General features: G+C 65.0%; 17 protein-coding genes and 1 riboswitch. Of the genes, 13 read left to right on the top strand and 4 right to left on the bottom strand.

Annotation, left to right across the window (positions count from 1 at the left end; genetic code table 11):
• Positions 1–4: 4 nt before the first annotated feature.
• The 5 genes from mutM to ftsY all read left to right on the top strand — a co-directional run bounded on the left by mutM (position 5) and on the right by ftsY (position 8,338).
• Positions 5–952, top strand: a complete 948-nt coding sequence (mutM, locus tag ACZY1F_RS13965; RefSeq protein WP_463942328.1) for a bifunctional DNA-formamidopyrimidine glycosylase/DNA-(apurinic or apyrimidinic site) lyase — start codon at positions 5–7, stop codon at positions 950–952.
• A gap of 143 nt (positions 953–1,095) precedes the next feature.
• Positions 1,096–2,367, top strand: a complete 1,272-nt coding sequence (locus tag ACZY1F_RS13960) for an MFS transporter (RefSeq protein ID WP_463942326.1) — start codon at positions 1,096–1,098, stop codon at positions 2,365–2,367.
• Entirely contained in the window at positions 2,349–3,386 is a 1,038-nt protein-coding gene (locus ACZY1F_RS13955; RefSeq protein ID WP_463942324.1) for a TolB-like translocation protein, read from the top strand. Before ACZY1F_RS13960 ends, ACZY1F_RS13955 begins: the two co-directional genes overlap by 19 nt.
• Before the next feature lie 103 nt (positions 3,387–3,489).
• Positions 3,490–7,080 (top strand): chromosome segregation protein SMC, encoded by a 3,591-nt coding sequence (gene smc, locus ACZY1F_RS13950; protein WP_463942323.1) that lies wholly within the window; start codon positions 3,490–3,492, stop codon positions 7,078–7,080.
• Positions 7,081–7,135: 55 nt separating this feature from the next.
• On the top strand, positions 7,136–8,338 hold the full coding sequence (gene ftsY / locus ACZY1F_RS13945; protein WP_463942322.1) for a signal recognition particle-docking protein FtsY: 1,203 nt from the start codon (positions 7,136–7,138) through the stop codon (positions 8,336–8,338).
• Between the two features lie 95 nt (positions 8,339–8,433).
• Here the strand turns inward: ftsY and ACZY1F_RS13940 are convergent, their stop codons facing one another.
• Together ACZY1F_RS13940 and ACZY1F_RS13935 are read right to left on the bottom strand one after the other, a co-directional pair.
• Positions 8,434–9,876: a hypothetical protein gene (locus tag ACZY1F_RS13940; protein ID WP_463942599.1), complete on the bottom strand. Its 1,443-nt coding sequence runs from the start codon at positions 9,874–9,876 to the stop codon at positions 8,434–8,436.
• A gap of 300 nt (positions 9,877–10,176) precedes the next feature.
• A complete protein-coding gene (locus ACZY1F_RS13935; protein WP_463942320.1) occupies positions 10,177–11,439 on the bottom strand; it encodes an MFS transporter in 1,263 nt (420 codons plus the stop codon).
• A 226-nt stretch (positions 11,440–11,665) separates the two neighbouring features.
• On the opposite strand from ACZY1F_RS13935, the gene ACZY1F_RS13930 reads away from it, so the two are divergent.
• Positions 11,666–13,015, top strand: coding sequence for an ammonium transporter (locus tag ACZY1F_RS13930; RefSeq protein ID WP_463942319.1), 1,350 nt, complete (start codon positions 11,666–11,668; stop codon positions 13,013–13,015).
• A complete protein-coding gene (locus ACZY1F_RS13925) occupies positions 13,012–13,350 on the top strand; it encodes a P-II family nitrogen regulator (RefSeq protein WP_056349123.1) in 339 nt (112 codons plus the stop codon). The genes ACZY1F_RS13930 and ACZY1F_RS13925 overlap by 4 nt, the downstream gene beginning before the upstream one ends.
• Before the next feature lie 115 nt (positions 13,351–13,465).
• Here ACZY1F_RS13925 and ACZY1F_RS13920 read toward each other — a convergent pair whose 3' ends face one another.
• Positions 13,466–14,869, bottom strand: a complete 1,404-nt coding sequence (locus tag ACZY1F_RS13920) for a glucose-6-phosphate dehydrogenase (RefSeq protein WP_463942317.1) — start codon at positions 14,867–14,869, stop codon at positions 13,466–13,468.
• Positions 14,870–14,957: 88 nt separating this feature from the next.
• On the opposite strand from ACZY1F_RS13920, the gene ffh reads away from it, so the two are divergent.
• Complete coding sequence (ffh, locus tag ACZY1F_RS13915) at positions 14,958–16,538, top strand: signal recognition particle protein (RefSeq protein WP_463942315.1); 1,581 nt, start codon at positions 14,958–14,960, stop codon at positions 16,536–16,538.
• Positions 16,539–16,641: 103 nt separating this feature from the next.
• On the top strand, positions 16,642–17,376 hold the full coding sequence (locus ACZY1F_RS13910) for an alpha/beta hydrolase (RefSeq protein WP_463942313.1): 735 nt from the start codon (positions 16,642–16,644) through the stop codon (positions 17,374–17,376).
• 4 nt (positions 17,377–17,380) lie between these two features.
• Here the strand turns inward: ACZY1F_RS13910 and thiC are convergent, their stop codons facing one another.
• Entirely contained in the window at positions 17,381–19,198 is a 1,818-nt protein-coding gene (gene thiC, locus ACZY1F_RS13905) for a phosphomethylpyrimidine synthase ThiC (protein WP_463942311.1), read from the bottom strand.
• A riboswitch (TPP riboswitch) is annotated at positions 19,193–19,300 on the bottom strand. It overlaps the preceding gene by 6 nt.
• Before the next feature lie 152 nt (positions 19,301–19,452).
• Here thiC and ACZY1F_RS13900 point away from each other — a divergent pair.
• The 4 genes from ACZY1F_RS13900 to ACZY1F_RS13885 all read left to right on the top strand — a co-directional run bounded on the left by ACZY1F_RS13900 (position 19,453) and on the right by ACZY1F_RS13885 (position 21,742).
• Positions 19,453–20,328, top strand: a complete 876-nt coding sequence (locus ACZY1F_RS13900; protein ID WP_463942310.1) for a VOC family protein — start codon at positions 19,453–19,455, stop codon at positions 20,326–20,328.
• Between the two features lie 113 nt (positions 20,329–20,441).
• Complete coding sequence (locus ACZY1F_RS13895; RefSeq protein WP_463942308.1) at positions 20,442–20,879, top strand: hypothetical protein; 438 nt, start codon at positions 20,442–20,444, stop codon at positions 20,877–20,879.
• A 202-nt stretch (positions 20,880–21,081) separates the two neighbouring features.
• Positions 21,082–21,498: a 30S ribosomal protein S16 gene (gene rpsP, locus ACZY1F_RS13890; protein ID WP_463914956.1), complete on the top strand. Its 417-nt coding sequence runs from the start codon at positions 21,082–21,084 to the stop codon at positions 21,496–21,498.
• A gap of 1 nt (position 21,499) precedes the next feature.
• Positions 21,500–21,742 (top strand): RNA-binding protein, encoded by a 243-nt coding sequence (locus tag ACZY1F_RS13885; RefSeq protein ID WP_160671756.1) that lies wholly within the window; start codon positions 21,500–21,502, stop codon positions 21,740–21,742.
• Positions 21,743–21,851: the final 109 nt, after the last annotated feature.

Raw genomic sequence — 21,851 nt, 5'->3', positions numbered from 1 at the left:
AGCCGTGCCGGAACTGCCTGAAGTTGAAGTGGTCCGCCGCGGACTGGTGAGTTGGGTCCGCGGCCGAACCATCACTGCGGTAGACGTGCTGGACCCGCGCTCCGTCCGCCGGCATGCCATGGGCACTGAGGACTTCAGGGGCAACCTCCAAGGCACCACGGTTGTGGACGTTGTGCGCCGGGGAAAATTCCTGTGGATGCCGCTGAGCGAGGCTGCGGAGTCCGCCGGCGCACCGCCTGTTGCACTGATGGCCCACCTCGGGATGAGCGGCCAGCTCCTGATGCAGGACGGCGAGGTGCCGGACGAGAAACACCTCAAGGTCAGGCTGCGCCTGAGTCCCGTGGCCGGAATGCCTGAACAGCTTCGGTTTGTTGACCAGCGGATTTTCGGCGGTTTGTTCGTCACTGGCATGGTTCCCACGGATGACGGCGGACCTGGTGGCCAAGCGGAATCTCCCGTGGCGCTGATCGCCGAGGAAGCGTCCCACATCGCCCGGGACCCGCTTGACCCGGCATTTTCCTTTGACCTTTTTTACAGCAGGCTGCGGAAGCGCAAGACGGGCCTCAAGCGTGCGCTGTTGGACCAGGGACTGGTCTCAGGAATTGGCAACATCTATGCCGATGAGGCCCTGTGGCGGGCGAAGCTGCACTACGCCAGGCCCACCGATACGTTGCGGCGCGGCGACGCGGAACGGCTCATCGCCAGCGCGCGCGAGGTCATGCTGGACGCTCTGGCGGCAGGTGGCACCAGCTTCGATGCGTTGTACGTCAACGTCAACGGGGCCTCTGGTTACTTCGACCGCTCCTTGAGCGCCTACGGGCGGGAAGGCAAACCCTGCAGCCGTTGTGCCGCCGTCGGAATTAACTCCACGATCCGCCGTGAGCAGTTCATGAACCGATCCTCATACTCCTGCCCGGTCTGTCAGCCGCGACCGCGCAACGGCCGCTGGTAGCCCAAAGGGAAAGTGTGCGGATTCTGCGGTTCCGCAATGTGGATTCCGTTGGCAGACTGAGGCCATAATACGGTTCGGCGCCTGCGGGCGGCTCTCCGTGCCCCGTCCCTGAGTAGGAACCAGGCAAGCCTTTGTACCTTTCGATGTCGGACCGCACCGGCGGCCAGAAGGACCCGCAGTCAGTCACGCCCGCTGTTGCCGCTACGGCGTTCCGGCTGTCCCCGGTGATCATCTGGCTCGGCATCGTCAGCATGATGACGGACATTTCCTCCGAGTCCGTGGCTGCCATACTTCCGCTTTACGTCACGGGCTTCCTGGGCCTGTCCACCATCGCTTTCGGAATCATAGACGGCATCAACCAGGGAGCCAGTGCGGTGGTGCGGATCGCCGCAGGCTGGGTCTCGGACCGCACAGGACAGCCCAAGCGCATTGCCGTGGCCGGTTACGGTCTTTCCGCGGCCGCCCGGATTGGATTCCTGTTTGCAGGAGGGTTCTGGGCAATCGCCGGCGTCGTCACCGGGGACAGAATCGGAAAGGGCATCCGGACGGCGCCCCGTGACGCTTTGATCTCCGGCGCCGCGCAGCCGGACTACCTTGCACGCTCATTCGGCGTTCACCGCATGCTGGACAGCATCGGTGCCGCCACCGGGCCGCTGCTCGCCTTCCTGGTGCTGGTGTTGATCCCGAACGGTTTCAGCACCGTATTTATGGTGTCACTGGCTTTCTCGGTACTCGGCGTGGCCGTGCTGGTGCTGATGGTCCCGGGCCGCGGGCGGAGCCCCGGTGCGCCGCCGCGTGAGAGCCGTCCGGGTTTTCGGTGGTCGCAGCTGCGATGGGCCACCGTGAAGAAGCACGGACTGGCACGGCTCCTGGTGACCGCTGGCCTGCTTGGCATCCTTACCATCGGAGACGGTTTTGTCTACCTGATCCTTCAGGACAAGGGTTCCTTCGCCGTGCAGTGGTTTCCGCTGCTATACGTGGGAACGAACGTAGTCTTCCTCCTGTTCGCCATCCCGCTGGGGAAACTGGCTGACCGGTGGGGACGCATTCCGGTTTTCCTGAGCGGACACCTGGCGCTGCTGGCCTGCTACGTCCTTGCCGCCCTGCCCTTCGGCGGCCTCGGCGCCACCCTCGGGTGCCTGCTCCTGCTGGGAATTTTCTACGCCGCCACCGATGGGGTCCTCTCCGCAATCGTCAGCCAGCTGTCACCGGCATCAAACGTGGCAACGGCGCTTGGTACCGCGCAGACTGTAGTTGCCCTGACGCGAATGCTTGCTGCCGCCGGATTCGGCGTGCTGTGGTTCCTGCTCGGACCGGTGACAGCCATGATCTGCGTGGCTGGGCTTCTGGCCGCAGCACTCGTCACTGGCACGGTCCTGATGGGCGGAGTCCGCCGGTGGACAAGGACAGCGTGAGCCGCGGCTGGGCACGGTGGCTTGTCCTGCTCGCCGTGGCGGTTCTGGTTGCGGCGGGGACGGCAGCCTACGCCGTCTCGGCGTTCCAGTCGGCCAGAAGCAGCCAGGCGGCGCCGTCGTCCGTTGAAACCGTCGCCGCCCAATCCCTTCCCTCTGCACCCTTTGTGATGTTCAGGAATACGGCGCCGGGCCAGGGCTTCGGGGAGGCCGCCACAGTCCTGCTGTCTGACCCCGCCGGCCAGCGGGCCCTCAGCGGACACGCGTGTGACCGCGTCTACGCGGTGCGTGGCCTGGTCAGCTGCCTGCGCACCAGGAATGAGATCCCCACGAATTTTGAGGCGACCACGTACGACGACTCCCTGGACGCGGTCGAATCGTGGCCGCTGGCAGGAATTCCCAGCCGCACCCGCATCAGCGCCGACGGGTCACTGCTGGCAAGCACCGTGTTCGTTTCCGGGCACTCATACGCCAGCGCAGGGTTTTCCACGGAGACAGTGGTCCGTGGGCGGGACGGCACCATCCACGGCAACCTCGAAGAATTCGCACTCATTTCGGGCGGAACGCAGATCAAGGCATCGGACCGCAACGTCTGGGGTGTAACCTTCGTTCCCGGCCAGCCCGATGCGTTTTACGCCACGGCCTCCTCCCAGGGGAAAATATGGCTTGTACGGGGGAGCCTGAAGGACCGGACCCTGACAGTGACCGCAACGGGCATCGAGTGTCCCTCGGTCTCACCGGACGGAACCCGGATCGCCTACAAAAAGAGTGTCACCGGAACGCTCGTGGGACACCGCAACATCGCAGTGCTGGACATTGCCGCGGGAACGGAAACTGTCCTTGCGGAACAACGCGACATCGACGACCAGCTTGAGTGGCTCGACGCCAGTACAGTTGTCTACGGCCTTCCGCGGGAGGATTCCGGCCAGGACAGCGATATTTGGTCACTGTCCATAGATCCGGCGGCGCAGCCCTCGCTCTTCATCGAGCATGCCTGGTCTCCGGCGGTGGTCCGGCAGTAGCTGTCACAGCAGATGGGCCGCAAATCCGCGGATTTCCGCCATGACGCAGTAGATTTGGGGCAGCAAAGCCGCAGCTTCAGCCACTCAGGAGAACAGAAACACCTTGCACCTCAAAAGCCTTACCGTCCGTGGGTTCAAGTCGTTTGCATCGGCCACAACCTTCGATTTTGAGCCGGGCGTAACGGCGGTGGTGGGGCCGAACGGTTCGGGCAAGTCCAACGTGGTGGACGCCCTCTCCTGGGTGATGGGGGAGCAGGGAGCCAAAACGCTCCGCGGTGGCAAAATGGAGGACGTCATTTTTGCGGGGACGTCCGGCCGGCCACCGCTGGGCCGGGCCCATGTCTCCCTGACCATCGACAACACCGACGGCGCTCTCCCCATCGAGTACAGCGAGGTCACCATCTCGCGGACTCTCTTCCGCACCGGGGGCTCTGAATACGCTATTAACGGTGCCAGCTGCCGCCTCCTCGACATCCAGGAACTGCTCTCTGATTCCGGCATGGGGCGGGAAATGCATGTCATCGTGGGCCAGGGTCAGCTGGACAAGGTCCTGCATGCCACGCCGGAGGACCGCCGCGGCTTCATCGAGGAGGCGGGCGGGATCCTCAAGCACCGCCGCCGCAAGGAAAAGACCGTCCGCAAGCTTGAAGCCATGCAGGCGAACCTGCAGCGGCTGAGCGACCTGACCGGGGAGATCAGGCGCCAGCTCACGCCACTCGGCAAACAGGCCGATGTGGCGCGCCGCGCCCAATGGGTCCAATTCGACGTGCGCGATGCACGCGCCCGGCTGTTGGCCGACGACCTCGTCGAGCAACAGAATTCACTCGAGCAGGATGTGGCCGATGAAACGGCACTGAAGGCCCGCCGCGCGGTAGTGGAGCAGCAGCTGGAGGCGGGGCGCCGGCAACAGGCAGCCGTGGAACAGCTCGCAGCCGAGGCCACACCAAAGCTCAACGCCGCGCGCGATAACTGGTACCGGCTCTCCGCTTCCAGGGAACGGCTTCGTTCCCTGGGGTCGCTGGCCCAGGAACGCGGCCGGCTGCTGGGTGCCGCTGATGCAGAACCGTACTCGGGCAGGGATCCTGAACAGCTGGAACGGCAGGCTGTGCGGGTCCGGGATGAGCTGACGGAGCTGGAGCGCCACATTATGGACCGGCGCAGCGCGCTGGACTCAGCAACGGCGGCGAAGAACGGGGCCGAACTCGAGGCGTCCGCGGAGGAGAAAAGGCTCACCGCCGTCCTCCGGGCCGCCGCCGACCGCCGCGAGGGTCTGGCGAAGCTGGCCGGACAGGTGGGTGCGGCAAGATCACGGGTTGAATCCGCGCAGGCCGAGCTGGGCCGGCTGCGGGAGTCACTCGCCGCCGGACAGGAACGCCGCCGCCGGACGCAGTCCGAGTTCACCGCCCTTGAAACCCAGGTGGCGGGGGTGGAAGAAGGGGAGGAAAGCCTCGACGCCGACTACGAGGACGCCAGCGCACAGCTCGACGCCGTCGTCCACGAGATTGCCGAGCTGACTTCCGTGGGGGGAGAGGCTGTCCGCGAACGTGACGCCCTTGTGGCCCGTCGGGATGCGCTGCAGCTCGGCCTTAACCGCAAGGACGGCGCGGCGCATGCCCTCAACTCCGGGCTGGATGGCATTGTGGGAACGCTTGCCTCGAGCCTCACTATTCAGCCGGGTTATGAGGCTGCGGTTGCCGCGGCACTGGGCGGGGCCGCCGAAGCGATCGTGGTCCGGGATCCTGGCGTGGCCGCCGTCGTGGTGCAGCTCCTGAAGGACGACGATGCGGGGCGTGCCTCCCTGCTGCTGGCGTCTGCTGTGCCTACAGGGGACGCAACCTCCGGCCCGGACACACCCTTGCCGGCGGGCGCACGCTGGGCTGTGGCCCTGGCATCCGCCAGTTGCGGGCCCGACACCGCGGTGGCCGCGCTCCTGACCGGGGTGGCAGTTGTTGAAGACCTGGAGGGCGCGGCGCTGCTGGTCGCCAAACGCCCGGACCTGACAGCCGTGACCCGTGCCGGCGACGTGTTCACCGCCCTCACGGTCACCGGCGGCTCGGCGAAGGCGCCGTCCCTGCTGGAGGTGCAGGCCGCCGTGGACGACGCCGAGGCCAGGCTGGCTGTTGTCACCGCGGATCTGGAACGGAACAGGTTCGCACTGGCCGGCGCGGAGGTTCGGCGTGCCGAAGCCCGGACGAGGGCAGAGGCTGCCCTGGACCGACTGCACGATTCCGACGCCCGGCTCGCGGCCGTGGCCGAAAAACTCGGCCACCTGAACTCCATCCTGCGCAGCGCCGTCGGCGAAAGCGACAGACTGGCCACGTCGCTGGCAAGGGCGGAGGCCAATGTTGTGGCAGAGGAGCAGGCGCTCGCCGCCGTTGCGGCGCGCCTTGCTGCGGCACAGGAGGCGCCAGTCGAAGACGAACCCTCTACCGAACAGCGTGATGCCCTCGCCTTGGCGGCATCGTTGGCCAGGTCCGCGGAGATGGACGCGAGGCTCTCGCTCCGCAGCACGGAAGAGCAGCTGACGGCCACCCGCAACAGGGCTTTGTCGCTGGAACGTGCCGCGGCCACCGAACGCCGGGCACGTGAAGAGGCCGCCGAACGCGCGCGGCGCCGTCGGATCCAGGCCCAGCGGGCGGCCGCTGTCTCCGCTGCGGTGGAGCTGGCCATCCGGTTCATCGACGTGTCTGTTGAGCTGGCCAGGCAGGAACGAGACCTTGCCGAAGAGAACCGGGAAGAGCGGGACCGCGCACTGCTTGAGACCCGGACATCCAATGACACCCTGACCCGCGAACTGGCGGAACTGACGGACTCGGTTCACCGCGACGAACTGGCCCGCACGCAGCAGCGGGCACGGATTGAAGCCCTGGAAACACGTTCCATCGAGGAACTCGGGATCACCCCCGACGTCCTTGTGGCGGACTTCGGCCCGGACGTTCCCGTGCCCGTCCCCGCAGAGGAAAGCGGCGACAAATGGGCGGCCCTGCGGACCCCCGTTAACGACGACGGCACACCGGTCCCTGAAGGCAGGCCCTTTGTCAGGGAGGAGCAGGAGAAACGCCTCCGTAAGGCCGAAAGGGACCTGTCAGCCCTGGGAAAGGTCAACCCGCTGGCACTGGAGGAGTTCGCCGCCCTGGAGGAACGGCACCAGTTCCTCAGCACCCAGCTGGAGGACCTGAAATCCAGCCGCAAGGACCTGCTGGACATCATCAAGGAGGTGGATGACCGGGTCCAGCGTGTCTTCACCGAAGCCTTTGAAGACACCCGGGACCAGTTCGTCCACGTCTTTGAACGCCTCTTTCCCGGCGGCGAAGGCCGGCTGGTCCTCACGGACCCTTCGGACATGCTCACCACCGGAATCGAAGTCGAAGCGAGACCTGCCGGCAAGAAAATCAAGCGGCTCTCACTGTTGTCAGGAGGCGAACGGTCACTCACCGCCGTCGCCCTTTTGGTGGCCATATTCAAAGCCCGCCCCTCGCCGTTCTATGTCATGGACGAGGTTGAAGCGGCCCTTGATGACACCAACCTCGGCCGGCTCATCACCATCTTCGAAGAGCTCCGGGAGTCCAGCCAGCTGATTGTGATCACCCACCAGAAACGGACTATGGAAGTGGCTGATGCGCTGTACGGCGTCACCATGCGCGGCGACGGCGTGTCCACCGTCATCAGCCAGCGGCTGGGCGCCGACGTATAGCGTCCGCGCAGGTGGCCGCCCCTAAGGCCTGCCACGTTTGTGAGAAGCTAGGGGAGTGAATGACATCCTCCCCATTATTCTGTCCATTGTTGCTGCCCTGGCGGTTATTGGCGGGCTGATCCCGGTCCTGTTGAAGACGCGGAAGAACATCACCCAGTACCCCGGGACCCGCGACGCCAATGACCCCGTCACCGGCGGGGGAACACTGCTCGAGGATTCGCCCGTGGTTCCGGCCGAGCGCAACGCCCCCGCCGGCGTCGACCTCGACGACCTTGAAGTTACCGATGTTCCTGATGACGTGGCCGGCCTGGAAACCATCCAGGTTGAGACCCCCCTCCCCGTTGCCGGCCGCCTGACCCGCCTCCGCGAGCGTCTGGTCCGGTCGAACAACATCCTCGGCAAGAGCCTGCTTGCGTTACTCTCCAGCGACAAGATCGACGAGAACGTCTGGGATGAAGTGGAGGAGACCCTCCTTCTGGCCGACCTCGGCACCGAACCCACCATGCAGCTGGTAGACGCCCTCCGCGAGCGCGTGAAGATACTCGGCACCAGGACCCCCGAGCAGGTCAAGGCCCTGCTCCGCGAGGAACTGATCAAGTTGGTGGACCCCACCATGGACCGCGCGCTGCGCACCGACAGGCACGCGGACAAGCCGGCCATCGTGCTGGTGGTGGGCGTCAACGGTGTGGGAAAAACCACCACCGTGGGCAAGCTCGCCCGCGTGCTTGTTGCCGAGGACAAGGACGTGCTGCTCGGCGCGGCGGACACCTTCCGCGCCGCGGCCGCCGAGCAGTTGGCCACGTGGGGCCAGCGTGTGGGTGTACCCACGGTGAAGTCCGACGTCGACGGCGCAGACCCAGCGTCCGTCGCCTATGAGGCGGTCAAGGCCGGCATTGAGCAGGAAGTCGACGTTGTTATGATCGACACCGCCGGCCGGCTGCAGAACAAGACCGGCCTGATGGACGAACTCGGCAAGGTCAAGCGCGTCATCGAGAAGCTGGCGGAAGTCGACGAGGTTCTGCTGGTTCTGGACGCCACCACCGGCCAGAACGGCCTGAACCAGGCCCGCGTCTTCGCCGAGGTTGTAAACATCACCGGCATTGTCCTGACCAAGCTGGACGGGACCGCCAAGGGCGGCATCGTGGTGGCCATCCAGAAATCACTCGGTGTGCCGGTTAAGCTGATCGGTCTTGGCGAAGGCGCCGATGACCTGGCCCCGTTTGAAGTCGAGAGCTTCGTTGACGCCCTGCTGAACTAGGGAGCGGGTCTCCCGAACACTGGGTTTAAACAACGAGGGGTGAGATCCCGCCGCAAAGCCGAAGCTTTAGTGGCGGGATCTCACCCCTCGTTGCCTTAGTACTTAAAATTCAGGACCGTTGCGGTCCCCGCGGTCAGCTTTAAGGTCTGAGTCTCAGACCCGTAGCTGAAGCCCTCTACAGTGGCCCGGTCCGCCAACGGAGTCGGCGTCGTCTGCCCGGCGTCGATCGTCGTGGCGTCCTGTGCGTCATAGCTCGGGCCGGTCAACTGTGTCATGGTCCCCGTGAGGGCCCGGCCCGGAAGCGTCAGTGAAACATCCAACTGCGCGTTAACCTTCGGGTCGTTCTCGTTCACGATTACTACGCTGGTGCTGCCGTCTGCCTGTTGGAGAGCGTAGGCGTAAGTCAGTCCACCACCCTGTTGATCCAGCTTCAGGAAATCGCCGGATCCCAGCGACGCTGCCATCGAGAGCCCGAAGTACGATGCACGTTCAAACATAGTGCCGTCCGGCTTGAGGTAGGCTCCGCCCGAGCAAATGGATGACAGGGGAGGTCCGCCCTTGCAGGTCAACATTGAGCTGTGGAATCCCAACCGCTGGATTCCGTTCTGTGCGGAGGCAAGGACGTAGTCGACACTCCACAGGGCAGAGGCGTGGGTCCTGCTTGTGGGGTTCGCACCATCGCAGGCCGAGATTCCCGTCTCGGGGATCCATACCTCGAGGCCTGCCGGGCGGGCAACCTTGAAAGCTTCCTGCTGGTAAGCCAACGTGCGATCATGCATGTTCGCCGTCAGCAGGTTAGCCATGGTGGGTGCGCTCTGCGGATCCTTCGCGTCGCAGCTCGTCAGCGGGTAGTGGTGCAGCGACAGTATTTTCTTCTGCGGAACCTCGGTATCCGCAAAGGGCTGCCACCAGGACTCTGCATACGCTCCGGGACCCAACAGGGGAACATTGGGAGCTACCGCATGAATTGCCTTGGCATATTCCTGGAGCTCGGCCGTGAAATCCTTCAGACCCCAGCTCGAAGGCCGGACACCGCTTGTGGGGAAACCGTTCGGCTCGTTGCCTACGGTGATGCTGACCAACCGCGTCTTGAAGATTTCGGAAGCGTACTTGGCCATGTCGGCAGCCCTGGCGGGGTCATAGTTGCCCAGGTCCACGGTCAAACCCACTGTGGCGTCTGCAGCTTCCAGAAGCGTGTTGACACGCTGCAAGTCGGCGGGGGTGACAGCCCGGACGGGGCGGGGTTTGTCGCCGGTCAGGTTCGAGGGAATCCGCTCCCCGGTTGATGTCCAGAACATGCGCCTGTCCACCGAGCTTCCGCCGAACCGGACGAGAGGCTTGCCCAGGCCCTGGAGGAGCCCGACCATCTCAGCGTTGCCACCATTGAGGTTGGGGTCGGCGAGATCAGTGGCTTCGAGGGAAAGGCCCACAATGCCCTGGGGCAGGGAAGTCCCGGTCTTCTCGGATGCCACTTTCACGCGGAGCGGCTCAACGGGAGTCAGAGGCGAGCCGGCTGGCGGTCCGGCCTGCTGGTACATGGTCACGGCCGGCGCCGGTGGGAGGGCCTTTGTGGGGGTGGGGGTCGCGGAAGAGGTTGGCTCTGCAACGACCTGAGCGGAAGCATCCGGTCGGAACAGTTGCGTGGCCAGTACCAGAGCAGCAACAACGACAATGGCAATCAGCGCAAACGGCCACCACTTCCGGAAGCCGCGCTTGTCACGGCCGCGTCTCTCCTGTGCAGGAAGATCGGGGGGTAAGGGATCAGAATGGGACATGCGGGTTTCTCCAACGTTTGGGTGGCTTAGGGCCAAGCCTAACCAATGCTTGTGAAGTGTCGGCTACCGGGACGGGCCTTGGGGGTCAGTTCCAGCCCGCGCAGAACTTTCGCGGACGGGGATCCAGCAGGCGGCCGCGAGCACCAGCACAGCGCCGGTAACGCCGAAGGCCCAGCCGTACCCCAGCCGGTCCGCCAGGATGCCCACCAGCACCGGTCCCGCAATGGCACCAACGTCTGAGGTCATCTGGTACGCGGCCAGGACCCGCCCGCCGGACCGCTCATTGCCGATGACGTCCGCGACGGCGGCCTGCTGGGCGGGTCCCAGCAGGCCGGACCCCGCCCCGGCCACAACCGACGCGGCCAGGAACCAACCCAGGTGGGACGTGAAGCCGATGGCGGCCGTGGCGAGCCCGGCGACCAGGAGCCCAACGACCATCAGCGGACGCCTGCCCAGGCTGTCCGCCAGCCGGCCGGAGAACGTCAGCGCTGCGGCATTGCCGGCAGCAAAGACGGCCAGCGCCAGGCCTGCGGCCTCCGGACCGGCGCCGAGCGCGGCAACAGCAAACAGCGGGACGGTGGCCATCCGCACACCGAACGTGGCCCAGCCGTTGGCGAAGCTGGACATCAGCGCCGAGCGGTACGCACCGACTCGCCAGGCCTCGATGAACGGCATGTCAGGGGCGCGGCCCACTGTGGACCGGGCCGCGGACGGCGCGTGGCTGAGCTGGGTCTGCACCACCGCGGCAGCAAGGATCAGCGCGGCCGCGTAACAAAGGAACGGTACCCGCAAGCCGAACCCGGCCAGCAGCCCGCCCACCACCGGGCCCAGGACGCTGCCGATCAGGAACGCGGACGCGTAAGCGCCGGATACCCTGCCCCGGCTTTCCGGCGGCGCCAACCGCACCACAAGGGCCATCGACGCCACCGTGAACATCACCGAGCCCACACCGCCAAGCCCCCGGAAGACCAGGAGCTGCCAATAGTCCTGGGCAAAGGCGCACGCCGCGGTTGAGACCGCAACAATCAGCAGCCCTGCCACGTAGATCGGCCGCTCGCCCCATCGGGCAATCAAGGCCCCGCCCGCCGGCGCGAACACCAGCCGCATAAAGGCGAAGATGCTCACGATCACGGCGGCGGCCGTCGCCCCGACGTCGAAAGTGGTGGCGAACTGGGGCAGGACCGGCGCCACCAGCCCAAACCCGAGGGCAATCAGGAACGCCGCAGCGAGCATCACCTTGATGTCGCGCGGAAGCGCGGGCCTCTGCGGGCGGATAACGGACAAAATCCGCATTGTGGCGCGGCTCACGCGAGATGGTGCCGTCATGGGGCGGTTTCCTTGCAAAGTAGGCAGCCGAGGGTCGGCGGCAGTGGTGAAACATAACCGTAACAAGCCAGATATGCACCATTTACTTCCGGGAGGTTGTTGTAACAAGCCGGCAATGTAAATCCTCTGCGGGCGAAACACGGCAGCGACAGACTCGATACAGGACGCAAAAGGCGTTAGTAAGGCGGAGCATTCCGCAGCATCGATCATAGGGAGGACGTGCACCATGGAACTTACCGCAGGTCACGTATGGCTCATGGTGGCAGCAGCACTCGTGCTGTTCATGACACCAGGTCTGGCATTTTTCTACGGCGGCATGACGCGCGCCAAAGCTGCACTGAACATGATGATGATGAGCTTCATCTCCATCGGCATGGTCGGCGTGGTCTGGGTCCTCTGGGGCGCTTCGATGAGCTCCGGCGAAGGATTCCTGCAGATCGTCGGGAACCCGTTCGCCACCTTCGGCCTTGAAGGCATCACCACCCCGGACGGGCTCATCAAGGTCGGCTACGCCGCCACCTTCGCCATCATCACCGTCGCCCTCATCAGTGGCGCGATCGCAGACCGCGCCAAGTTCGGCGCCTGGACCGTCTTCGTCCCCGTGTGGGTCACCCTCGTCTACTGCCCCCTGGCCTACATGGTCTGGGGCGGCGGCCTCTTCGGCCCCGAAGGCGCCATTGGCCAGGCCCTCGGCCCGGCCATCGACTTCGCCGGCGGCACCGTGGTCCACATCAACGCCGGTGTGGCAGCCCTCGTACTCGTCCTGATCATCGGCAACCGCCGCGGCTTCGGCAAGGACCCCAACCACCGCCCGCACAACATCCCGTTCGTGATGCTCGGTGCAGCCATCCTGTGGTTCGGCTGGTTCGGCTTCAACGGGGGCGCGGCCACCACTGCTGAGCAGGGCGGCCTGATCTGGGTCAACACCCTCGCAGCCCCGGCCGCCGCAATGCTCGGCTGGCTCGTAACCGAACGTATCCGCGACGGCCACCCCACCTCCCTTGGTGCTGCCTCCGGTGTGGTTGCCGGCCTGGTTGCCATCACCCCTGCCTGCGCCAACGTCAGCCCGGTGGGCGCCCTCGGCCTCGGCGTCATCGCCGGTGTCGCCTCGGCCCTGGCCGTCGGCCTCAAGTTCCGCTGGGGCTTCGATGACTCCCTCGATGTTGTGGGCGTGCACTTGGTCTCCGGCATCATCGGAACGGTTGCCCTGGGCTTCATCGCCCTCCCCGCCGACGGTGTGGGCGGCGGCCTCTTCTACGGCGGCGGCCTGACTCAGCTCTGGGCCCAGCTCGCTGCAGCCGGTATCGCCATTGCCTACTCCGCAGTCCTTACGGCAATCATCGCCTTCGCCATCCACAAGACTATGGGCTTCCGCGTTTCGCAGGAGCAGGAAGCTGTTGGTGTTGACCTCAGCCTGCACGCTGAGACTGCCTACGAGTTCGGTGTGGGCGGCCAGGGCGGGAGCTTCCAGCCGCTCCACGAACTGATCACGGGCAAGGCATCGGCCACAGAGGGCAAAGCTGCCGGCGTCAAGAAGACCGAGCCGGCAGTCGGCAAGGAGAGCGTGGAAGCATGAAACTGATTACAGCTATAGTCCGCCCGGAGAAGCTCGAAGCCATCCGGGAAGGCCTGGAGTCCTACGGCGTCCAGGGGCTGACGGTCAGTGCGGCCAGCGGCTACGGCCGCCAGCGCGGCTACACGGAGGTCTACCGCGGTGCTGAATACAACGTGGACCTCCTGCCCAAGATCCGGGTGGAAGTCCTCGCCACGGACGAACAGGCCGATGACATCCTGGACGTCATCATCGCCAGTTCCAACACTGGCCGCGCCGGCGATGGCAAGGTCTGGACCGTGGACGTCTTCGAAGCGGTCAGGGTCCGGACCGGCGAACGCGGCGTCGCCGCCATCTAGCTGTTCCAGCAGTCTATAGATCCATACGTAGGAACGGGCAGGGAACCTCGAAAGGTTCCCTGCCCGTTCCGTTTGTTCCGGCGTACCCAACCGCCGCCGATTAGCCAGCCAGCACTTAGCCGGCCGCCGCGGAACCTGGCCATCCGGCGGGACCGGCCGAACCGGCGTCGTACTTTTCCAGCGGAACCGTGCCCCGCTGCCAGGCTTTCAGGACGGGCTCAAGAATCCGCCAGCAGTCCTCGGCGGTGTCGCCGCGCACCGAGAGCAGCGGATCGCCGCTCAGGACGCCTTCCAGCACTTCGCCGTAGGGGAGCAGCTCAGAAGCGCTCAGCTCCGCATTCAGCGTTGTGCGGCTCAGGCTGAACATGCTGCCAGGACCGTTGACGTCGACATCGAACGCCAGGGTATCCGGCCCGAACCCGATCCGCAGCTGGTTGGGTGAGTCCACGCCCGTGAAGCCTCCCGGCAGATGCGGGACGGGGCGGAAAGTGACCACGGCCTCCTTGCGTTTCAATCCGAGGGCTTTGCCCGAACGCAGGATGAACGGAACCCCCTTCCAGCGCCAGTTGTCGATGTCCACCCGGACTTCCGCCAGGGTCTCCGTCCCGCGGGCGGCATCCACCCCGTCTTCCTGCGCATAGTCCGGGACGTTCCTGCCGCCTACCGAACCCGCCGTATATGTGGCCCGGCGAGTGGATTTCGCGTACGGCGCGCTGATGCTGCTGGCGCGAAGCACGGCCGCGATGGCGTCCCGAAGATCCCGCTCCCCAATGGTGGCCGGCGGCTCGATGGCCATGAGGGCCATGATCTGCAGCAGGTGGCTCTGGATCATGTCGCGCAGGGCGCCGGCATTGTCGTAATACCTCGCCCTACCTTCCAGCGCCAGGTCCTCGTCGAAGATGATCTCGACCTTTTCCACATGCTCGCGGTTCCAGACGGGTTCCAGGAAATTGTTCGCAAAGCGCAGGCCAAGGATGTTCAGCACCGTCGCCTTGCCCAGGAAATGGTCCACCCGGTGGATGTGGTCCTCCGGCACCAGCGCAGCGAGCGTGTGGTTAAGGGAACGGGCCGAGGCCTCACTGGAGCCGAAGGGCTTCTCCATGACCAGCCGTGTTCCGGCCGGAACCTGGTCGCGGTGCAGGGACTCGCAGGCCAGCTGGCTGACATGGGGAGGCAACGCAAAATAGATGGCGGTGGGGCCTTCCAGTCCAGCCAACAGTGCCGCGAGGGTTCCGTCCGCCGTAACATCAAGCTGGTGGTAAGCCGTGGCCTTCGCCAAGGCGGTGAGGGCCTTTTTTCCAGCCGTGTCGGCGGCCTCCGCGGCGGGGGCGAAGGCCTCGTGGACCCGGGAACGCCACTGTTCCGGTGTCCAGGCGTCGGATCCGGCGCCTACCAGGGTCAGCCCATCAGCCCGGCCGGTAGCCACCAGCCGGGCCAGTCCCGGCAGCAGGAGGCGGCCGGTCAGATCGCCTGAGGCGCCCAGAATGAGCAGGGTTTTTACACTTGTTTGGCTCGTCACCCTGCCAGCATGCCATCCGGCAAGCCCGACTTGGTACCCTAGATAGTCGAGTCCCCCCTGTAAATCCACTGAAAGAAGTGCGCGGCGCGTGTTCAATTCACTCTCTGACCGGTTGACAGCAACCTTCAAGAATCTCCGTGGCAAGGGCCGCCTCACTGAGGCCGACGTTGATTCCACAGTCCGGGAGATCCGCCGCGCCCTCCTGGATGCCGACGTCGCCGTTTCCGTGGTGCGTGAGTTTACGGCCCGCGTCCGCGAGCGTGCCCTCGGGGCAGAGGTATCAGGGGCGCTGAACCCTAGCCAGCAGATCGTCAAGATCGTCAATGAGGAGCTCGTTGAGATCCTCGGTGGCGAGACCCGCCGCATCCGCCTGGCCAAGACCGGCCCCACCATCATCATGCTGGCCGGCCTCCAGGGTGCCGGTAAGACCACCCTCGCGGGCAAGCTCTCCAAGTGGCTCAAGGCCCAAGGCCACAGCCCCCTCCTGGTGGCATGTGACCTTCAGCGGCCCAATGCCGTCACACAGCTCCAGGTTGTCGGCCAGCGTGCTGGCGTGCCTGTTTTCGCACCGCACCCCGGAGCCACCTCGGAACTGGAGCACCCCGCCGGTGACCCGGTCGCCGTCGCCCGCGCCGGCGTCGAGGAGGCGCGCCAGAAGCTGCACGACGTCGTGATTGTTGATACCGCCGGGCGCCTCGGTGTTGACGCCGAGATGATGGAGCAGGCGAGCCAGATCCGCCGCGCCATCGTCCCCAATGAAGTGCTGTTCGTTATTGACGCCATGATCGGACAGGACGCCGTGAACACGGCTGTCGCGTTTGACGAGGGTGTGAACTTCACCGGAATCGTGCTGTCAAAGCTCGACGGCGACGCCCGCGGTGGTGCTGCCCTGTCAGTTGCGTCGGTCACCGGTAAGCCGGTCATGTTCGCCTCCACCGGCGAAGGCGTGGATGACTTTGAGCTGTTCCACCCGGACCGCATGGCCTCCCGCATCCTGGACATGGGTGACGTCCTCACCCTGATTGAGCAGGCCGAGAAGAACTGGGACAAGGACGAAGCCGCCCGGATGGCGAAGAAATTCGCCGACCAGGAAGACTTCACCCTGGACGACTTCCTCTCCCAGATGCAGCAGATCCGCAACATGGGCTCCATGAAGAAGATGCTCATGATGATGCCCGGTGCGCAGAACATCCGCGAGCAGCTGGAGAACTTTGACGAGCGCGAGATCGACCGGGTCGAAGCGATCGTGCGTTCCATGACGCCGCACGAACGCGTCGCCCCGAAGATCATCAACGGCTCCCGCCGGGCACGCATCGCCCGCGGTTCAGGTGTGCACGTCTCTGAGGTCAATGGCCTGCTGGAGCGCTTCGGCCAGGCCCAGAAGATGATGAAGAAGATGGCCCAGGGCGGCGGCATGCCCGGAATGCCGGGGATGCCCGGAATGGCCGGCCCCGGCGGTGCGCGGAAGGGCGGCAAGAACGCCCCGAAGAAGAAGGCCCGTTCAGGCAACCCTGCCAAGGCTGCCCAGGAGCTCAAGGACGCCGAAGCCCGTAGGGCCGGCGCGGCGAAAGCTCTTCCCACGGGCGCGTCGTTCGGCCAGCAGGGCGGCGACTTCGATCCTTCGCAGTTGAACCTGCCTAAGGGATTCGACAAGTTCCTCGGCAAGTAACCACCCCTCTTGGCTGGGTAGCAGCAAGGGTTGTGTTGCGCATTCACGCCGACACTTACTGCTGCCCAATCGGGATGTCGGCGCCGTGGAATAGGGTTGGGTCATGTTCAAACAGCGGGTAGTGTTCGTGCACGGCGCCGGACTTTTCGGTGCGGCGGCGTGGACGCGCCAGCACGGAATGGCGCTCACGTACGACGCCCTGTTCCTGCGGCGGCACGGCTTTGACCCCGTTGCTGAGCCCCTGGAGTCCTCGTTCGCCGAAGACACCGCCATCATCTTGCGCTCACTGGCCGATGACGGCCGCGGTGCCGCCGGCGGCCACGTTGTGGCCCACGCCGAGGGCGCCATTGCGGCCATGATGGCCGCCGTCGAACGCCCCGACCTGGTGTTTTCCCTCACGCTGGTTGAACCGGCGTGCTTGTCCCTGACCGCCGAACTGCCGGCCACCTCTGCCCACAGGGCGCTGATGCAACCGCTGTTCGACATCCGGCGCCAGCTCAGCGACGACGACTTCCAGCGTGAGTTCGTGCGAAGAATGTTCGCAATGGACCTGCAGGAGCCCGCCACACCGGAGGAGAAACGGTCAGCTCGCCGGCTCCGGTTGCAGGCACCTTCCTGGGATGCCCCGCTGCACATTGTTCCGGGAGTTCCCACCATGGTCTTGACTGGCGGCTGGGAACCGCTCTACGAGGAGATCGCCGGATATCTGCAGGAAACCGGCGCCCTGCACCGCATTGCTGCGGGAGGACACCGGCCCCAGGACTCTGCCGAAGGTGACCGAGCCATCCGGTCCTTCATCGCCAGCGTCGGCAGGTCACGCTCGGTGCAGGCATCCTGAGCAGTCAGCTCCCGGCAGGGATCCGAAGCTCGGGGAGGTAGACCTTCCCGCCGGCGGCCAGGAACTCCGCACTCTTTTCGCGCATCCCGCTGTAGGCCTCGGCTATGGCCGCCTGCGAATCTGCGGAACCGTATTCGTCCCTGATGTCCTGGCTGATTTTCATGGAGCAGAACTTCGGGCCGCACATCGAGCAGAAGTGCGCCGTTTTCGCCGGCTCGGCCGGCAACGTCTCGTCATGAAAGGCCTCCGCTGTAACCGGGTCCAGGGACAGCGCGAACTGGTCCCGCCAGCGGAACTCGAACCGGGCCTTGGACAGGGCATCGTCCCGTGCATGGGCGCCCGGGTGGCCCTTGGCAAGGTCGGCTGCATGGGCGGCGATCTTGTACGTGATCACCCCGGTCTTCACGTCGTCCTTGTTCGGCAGGCCAAGGTGCTCCTTGGGCGTGACGTAACAAAGCATGGCTGTGCCGTAGCGGGCGATTTCGGTGGCGCCGATGGCGGACGTGATGTGGTCATAGCCCGGGGCAATGTCCGTGACCAGCGGCCCCAGTGTGTAGAACGGTGCGCCCTTGCAGAGTTCCTGCTGGCGTTCCACGTTTTCCCGCACCAAATGGAACGGGACGTGCCCGGGACCCTCCACCATGACCTGCACATCGAAGTCCCACGCCCGCTGCGTCAGCTCCGCCAGGGTGTCCAGCTCCGCGAACTGGGCGGCGTCGTTGGCGTCAGCCGTCGCTCCCGGGCGCAGTCCGTCGCCCAAAGAGAACGCGACGTCGTATTTGGCGAAGATCTCGCACAGCTCGTCGAAGTGCGTGTAGAGGAAGTTCTCCTGGTGGTGGGCCAGACACCAGCCCGCCATGATCGCACCGCCCCTGGAGACGATGCCGGTGACGCGGTTGGCCGTCAGCGGCACATAACGCAGCAGCACACCGGCGTGGATGGTCATGTAGTCCACACCCTGCTCGCACTGCTCAATGACGGTGTCCCGGAAGATTTCCCACGTCAGTGCGTTGGCCTCGCCGTTGACCTTCTCCAAGGCCTGGTAGATGGGCACCGTGCCGATGGGCACAGGGGAGTTGCGGATGAGCCATTCCCGCGTGGTGTGGATGTCGTCGCCGGTGGACAGGTCCATCACCGTGTCGGCGCCCCACTGGGTGGCCCACTGGAGTTTGTCCACTTCCTCGGCGATGGAGCTGGTCACGGCGGAGTTGCCGATGTTCGCGTTGATCTTGACCAGGAAGGCCTTGCCGATAATCATCGGTTCGGATTCCGGGTGGTTGATGTTGTTGGGGATGATGGCGCGACCGGCAGCGACTTCGCTGCGGACCAGTTCCACGTCGCAGTTCTCGCGGAGGGCAACGAATTGCATCTCGGTGGTGATGTGACCCTGCCGCGCGTAGTGCATCTGGGTGACGGTGTGGCCGTCGACGGCGCGGCGGGGCACTGGCTGTGCCCCTTTCCACTCCGCAGAGGCCGCGCCGCGGCGCACGGCAGACTTGCCGTCGTCGAGCAGGTTCCGTTCCCGTCCGCTGTAGGGCTGGGTGTCGGCGCGGGCGGCGATCCACTCCGAGCGGAACGGGTTGAGGCCCACCACCGGATCGCTGCCCGGACCCGCCGTGCGGTAGGTCTGGAAAGGCCCGTTCGCCTCACCGTTCGGCGACGGCTCCAGTGCGATCTCGGTCACTGGAACCTGGATGCCCGTTGCTTCATCGGTGATATACGCCAGCGAGTGGGACTTCAGTGACTGGGTTTCTGGCTGGAGCGGTTGATCCTGGTCGGCCCCACTTTGGGCAGGGATCAGCTGTGATTCTTGTGTATTCAATGAATACTCACTTCCTTCGCCGGCATTACCCGGACAGGTTCAACGGTCGCAGGCTGCGTCAGCCCGATCTCAGCCCCTGCAAGGGCTCCCGTGTGGTCAAGTCGAAGCTACCACAGGCCGCGGGCGGCCCGGTGACAGCAATCACGAAACGGGGTCGCAACCTATCCGTTCAAGCACTTGAATTAAATTGAAGCTTCAAGTAAATTGGTGGTATAGCCGCCTTCGACTGAAGGCCAATGGACCGGGAGCGTTCAATGACTGCAGAAGCCACCAGCCGGGATCTCCTTCCTGCCGACCTCTCCATGGGCACCGTGATGCTCAAGGTGGGCGACATGAAGCTGATGACCGATTACTACCAGCGCGCACTCGGCCTTGAGGTTGTGGCCGAAGAGGATGGCGGCGTCTACCTTGGCCGCCTGCAACGTCCGCTGGTCCATCTCGCGGCCGCCCCGTCCCTGAACCTGCCAGGCAGGGGAGAGGCCGGGCTGTTCCACACGGCACTGCTCTTTGATGACCAGGCGTCACTGGCTGCCACGGTAGCCACCACAGCCCAGTACGAACCCCGGTCCTTCACGGGCAGCGCCGACCACCTCGTGAGCGAGGCCTTCTACTTCAATGACCCCGAGGGCAACGGCATTGAACTGTACTGGGACAGGCCCCGTGAAAACTGGTCCTGGAATGGGAAGGATGTGGTGATGGACAGCCTGGCACTGCCGCCGCAGCGCTACCTTGAGCAGCACCTGACCCAGGAGTCCGTGGCCGGCCAGCAGGCCACCGAAGCCGGGGTGGGCCACGTCCATCTCCAGGTGGGTGACGTCCAGTCGGCGCACCATTTCTACGTGGGCACGCTGGGCTTCGAAAAGACGGCAGGCTGGCACGGGCAGGCGCTGTTTGTCTCCGCCGGCCGGTATCACCACCACATGGCCATGAACGTATGGAACAGCCGCGGCGCCGGTCCCCGCAAGGACACCCTGGGCTTGGGTGAAGTGCTCATCGAGGTCACTTCCGCGGACGACGTCGGTGCGCTCGCCGACCGTCTGAAGGTCGCCGGCGTGGCCTCGCACCACACGGGCGCCGAGCTTCGGTTCGAGGATCCGTGGCGCAACAGGATCCGTGTCGCCGTCCGCTGAGCACGGATGCCCAATGTGCGGGGCGCCTTGTACTAGGCTGATTCTGAACGGCCGGGGCGGCATCTGATGCAGTCCTTCTGGGCCGCACCGTCGACGGAATGAGGGCTGTTCCCATGGGCTTCACTGAAATTTTTGTTTCCACTCACGATGCCGCGCTGAAGCGGGCGGTCGTCCTGGATGCGGGTGGCACCCCGGCGGGCCAGGCCCTGCGGATTCCCGGAATCAGCGATTTCGAAATCGAACAGCTGGGTGATCTTGCCGGTGCTGCGGTGCACGCCGGTGGCGCTGACTACGAACTGGCCATGGTTGACGTGGCCAGCGATTCGCTCCTTGGGGTTCCGCCGGCCATGGTGCGTGCCCTGGCGGACCTGCTCAGTTATGAGACTGAGGGGGAGGGCAATGTCCTGGATGAAGTCGCTGAAAAGTGGGCCGCCCAGGATGACATGCCCTTCGGCGTGGTCGAAGCCCGGGCGTATGTCCAGAAGTTCGCCGAGTTGGCCAACTCGATCGATGACGCCGCGCGTACCGGGGTCTACGTCTGGTCGTCCTAGGCCTGCCGTGGCCGGCCGGCTGCTCCATCCGTACGTGTCAAGTCGAAATCCGGACGCTGATCTGGCACAATAAATAGGTACTCGATCTGCGTGGCCCCTCTCTCCGCGTCTGGATCCTGTCCTTTGAACCCGCAAGTATGGCCCGCCCCACGGGTGCAGAACGTCGGTTTACCCCTTTTCTGAAACAGGAGTGACCACAAAAGTGGCCGTAAAGATTCGCCTTAAGCGCTTTGGCAAGATGCGCGCACCGTACTACCGCATCGTCGTTATGGACGCACGCTCCAAGCGTGACGGCCGTGCCATCGAAGAGATCGGCAAGTACCACCCCACCGAAGAGCCCTCATACATCGAGGTTGACGCGGACCGTGCCCAGTACTGGCTCGGCGTCGGCGCACAGCCGTCCGAGCAGGTTGCCGCGATCCTCAAGATCACCGGTGACTGGCAGAAGTTCAAGGGCCTCCCGGGCCAGGAAGGCACCCTGAAGACCAAAGCTCCGAAGGTTGCCTTTGTCGCCCCGGAGAAGGGTTCCGTGATTATCCCGGAAGCCATCACCAAGAAGTCAAAGCAGTCTGACGCAGCCGAGGCCCCGGCCGAAGCAGAGACCACCGAGGCTGAGTAGATTGCTGGCAGAAGCGCTCGAACACCTCGTCCGGGGAATCGTTGATTCGCCTGACGATGTCAAGGTCAGCTCGAAGAACAACCGCCGCGGGGACACCCTCGAGGTTCGTGTTCATCAGGATGACCTGGGACGGGTGATCGGCCGCCAGGGCCGCACCGCACGGGCACTGCGCACCGTTGTGGCTGCACTGGCAGACGGCGAACCGGTCAGGGTCGACGTCGTCGACACCGACCGCCGCCGCTAAGCGCTCGGCAACATCAGTTTTTGCTCCGGCCCTTCCACCAGCAACGGTGGAGGGGCCGGAGTGCTTTCACCACATCGCCTAATCCCGGCACGATCACAGACAGAGGAAC

The sequence above is a fragment of the Pseudarthrobacter xylosi genome (genome assembly GCF_055412765.1).
Note: the sequence above shows the minus strand (reverse complement) of the source record. Positions and strands in the feature narration are given on the sequence as shown.

What these genes read in the sequence shown, in the direction of transcription:
- ACZY1F_RS13960 (WP_463942326.1), top strand. Translation starts at nt 1,096, where the DNA reads ATGTCGGACCGCACCGGCGGCCAGAAGGACCCGCAGTCAGTCACGCCC.
- ACZY1F_RS13940 (WP_463942599.1), bottom strand. Translation starts at nt 9,876, where the DNA reads ATGTACCAGCAGGCCGGACCGCCAGCCGGCTCGCCTCTGACTCCCGTT.
- ACZY1F_RS13935 (WP_463942320.1), bottom strand. Translation starts at nt 11,439, where the DNA reads ATGACGGCACCATCTCGCGTGAGCCGCGCCACAATGCGGATTTTGTCC.
- ACZY1F_RS13930 (WP_463942319.1), top strand. Translation starts at nt 11,666, where the DNA reads ATGGAACTTACCGCAGGTCACGTATGGCTCATGGTGGCAGCAGCACTC.
- ACZY1F_RS13925 (WP_056349123.1), top strand. Translation starts at nt 13,012, where the DNA reads ATGAAACTGATTACAGCTATAGTCCGCCCGGAGAAGCTCGAAGCCATC.
- ACZY1F_RS13910 (WP_463942313.1), top strand. Translation starts at nt 16,642, where the DNA reads ATGTTCAAACAGCGGGTAGTGTTCGTGCACGGCGCCGGACTTTTCGGT.
- ACZY1F_RS13900 (WP_463942310.1), top strand. Translation starts at nt 19,453, where the DNA reads ATGACTGCAGAAGCCACCAGCCGGGATCTCCTTCCTGCCGACCTCTCC.
- ACZY1F_RS13895 (WP_463942308.1), top strand. Translation starts at nt 20,442, where the DNA reads ATGGGCTTCACTGAAATTTTTGTTTCCACTCACGATGCCGCGCTGAAG.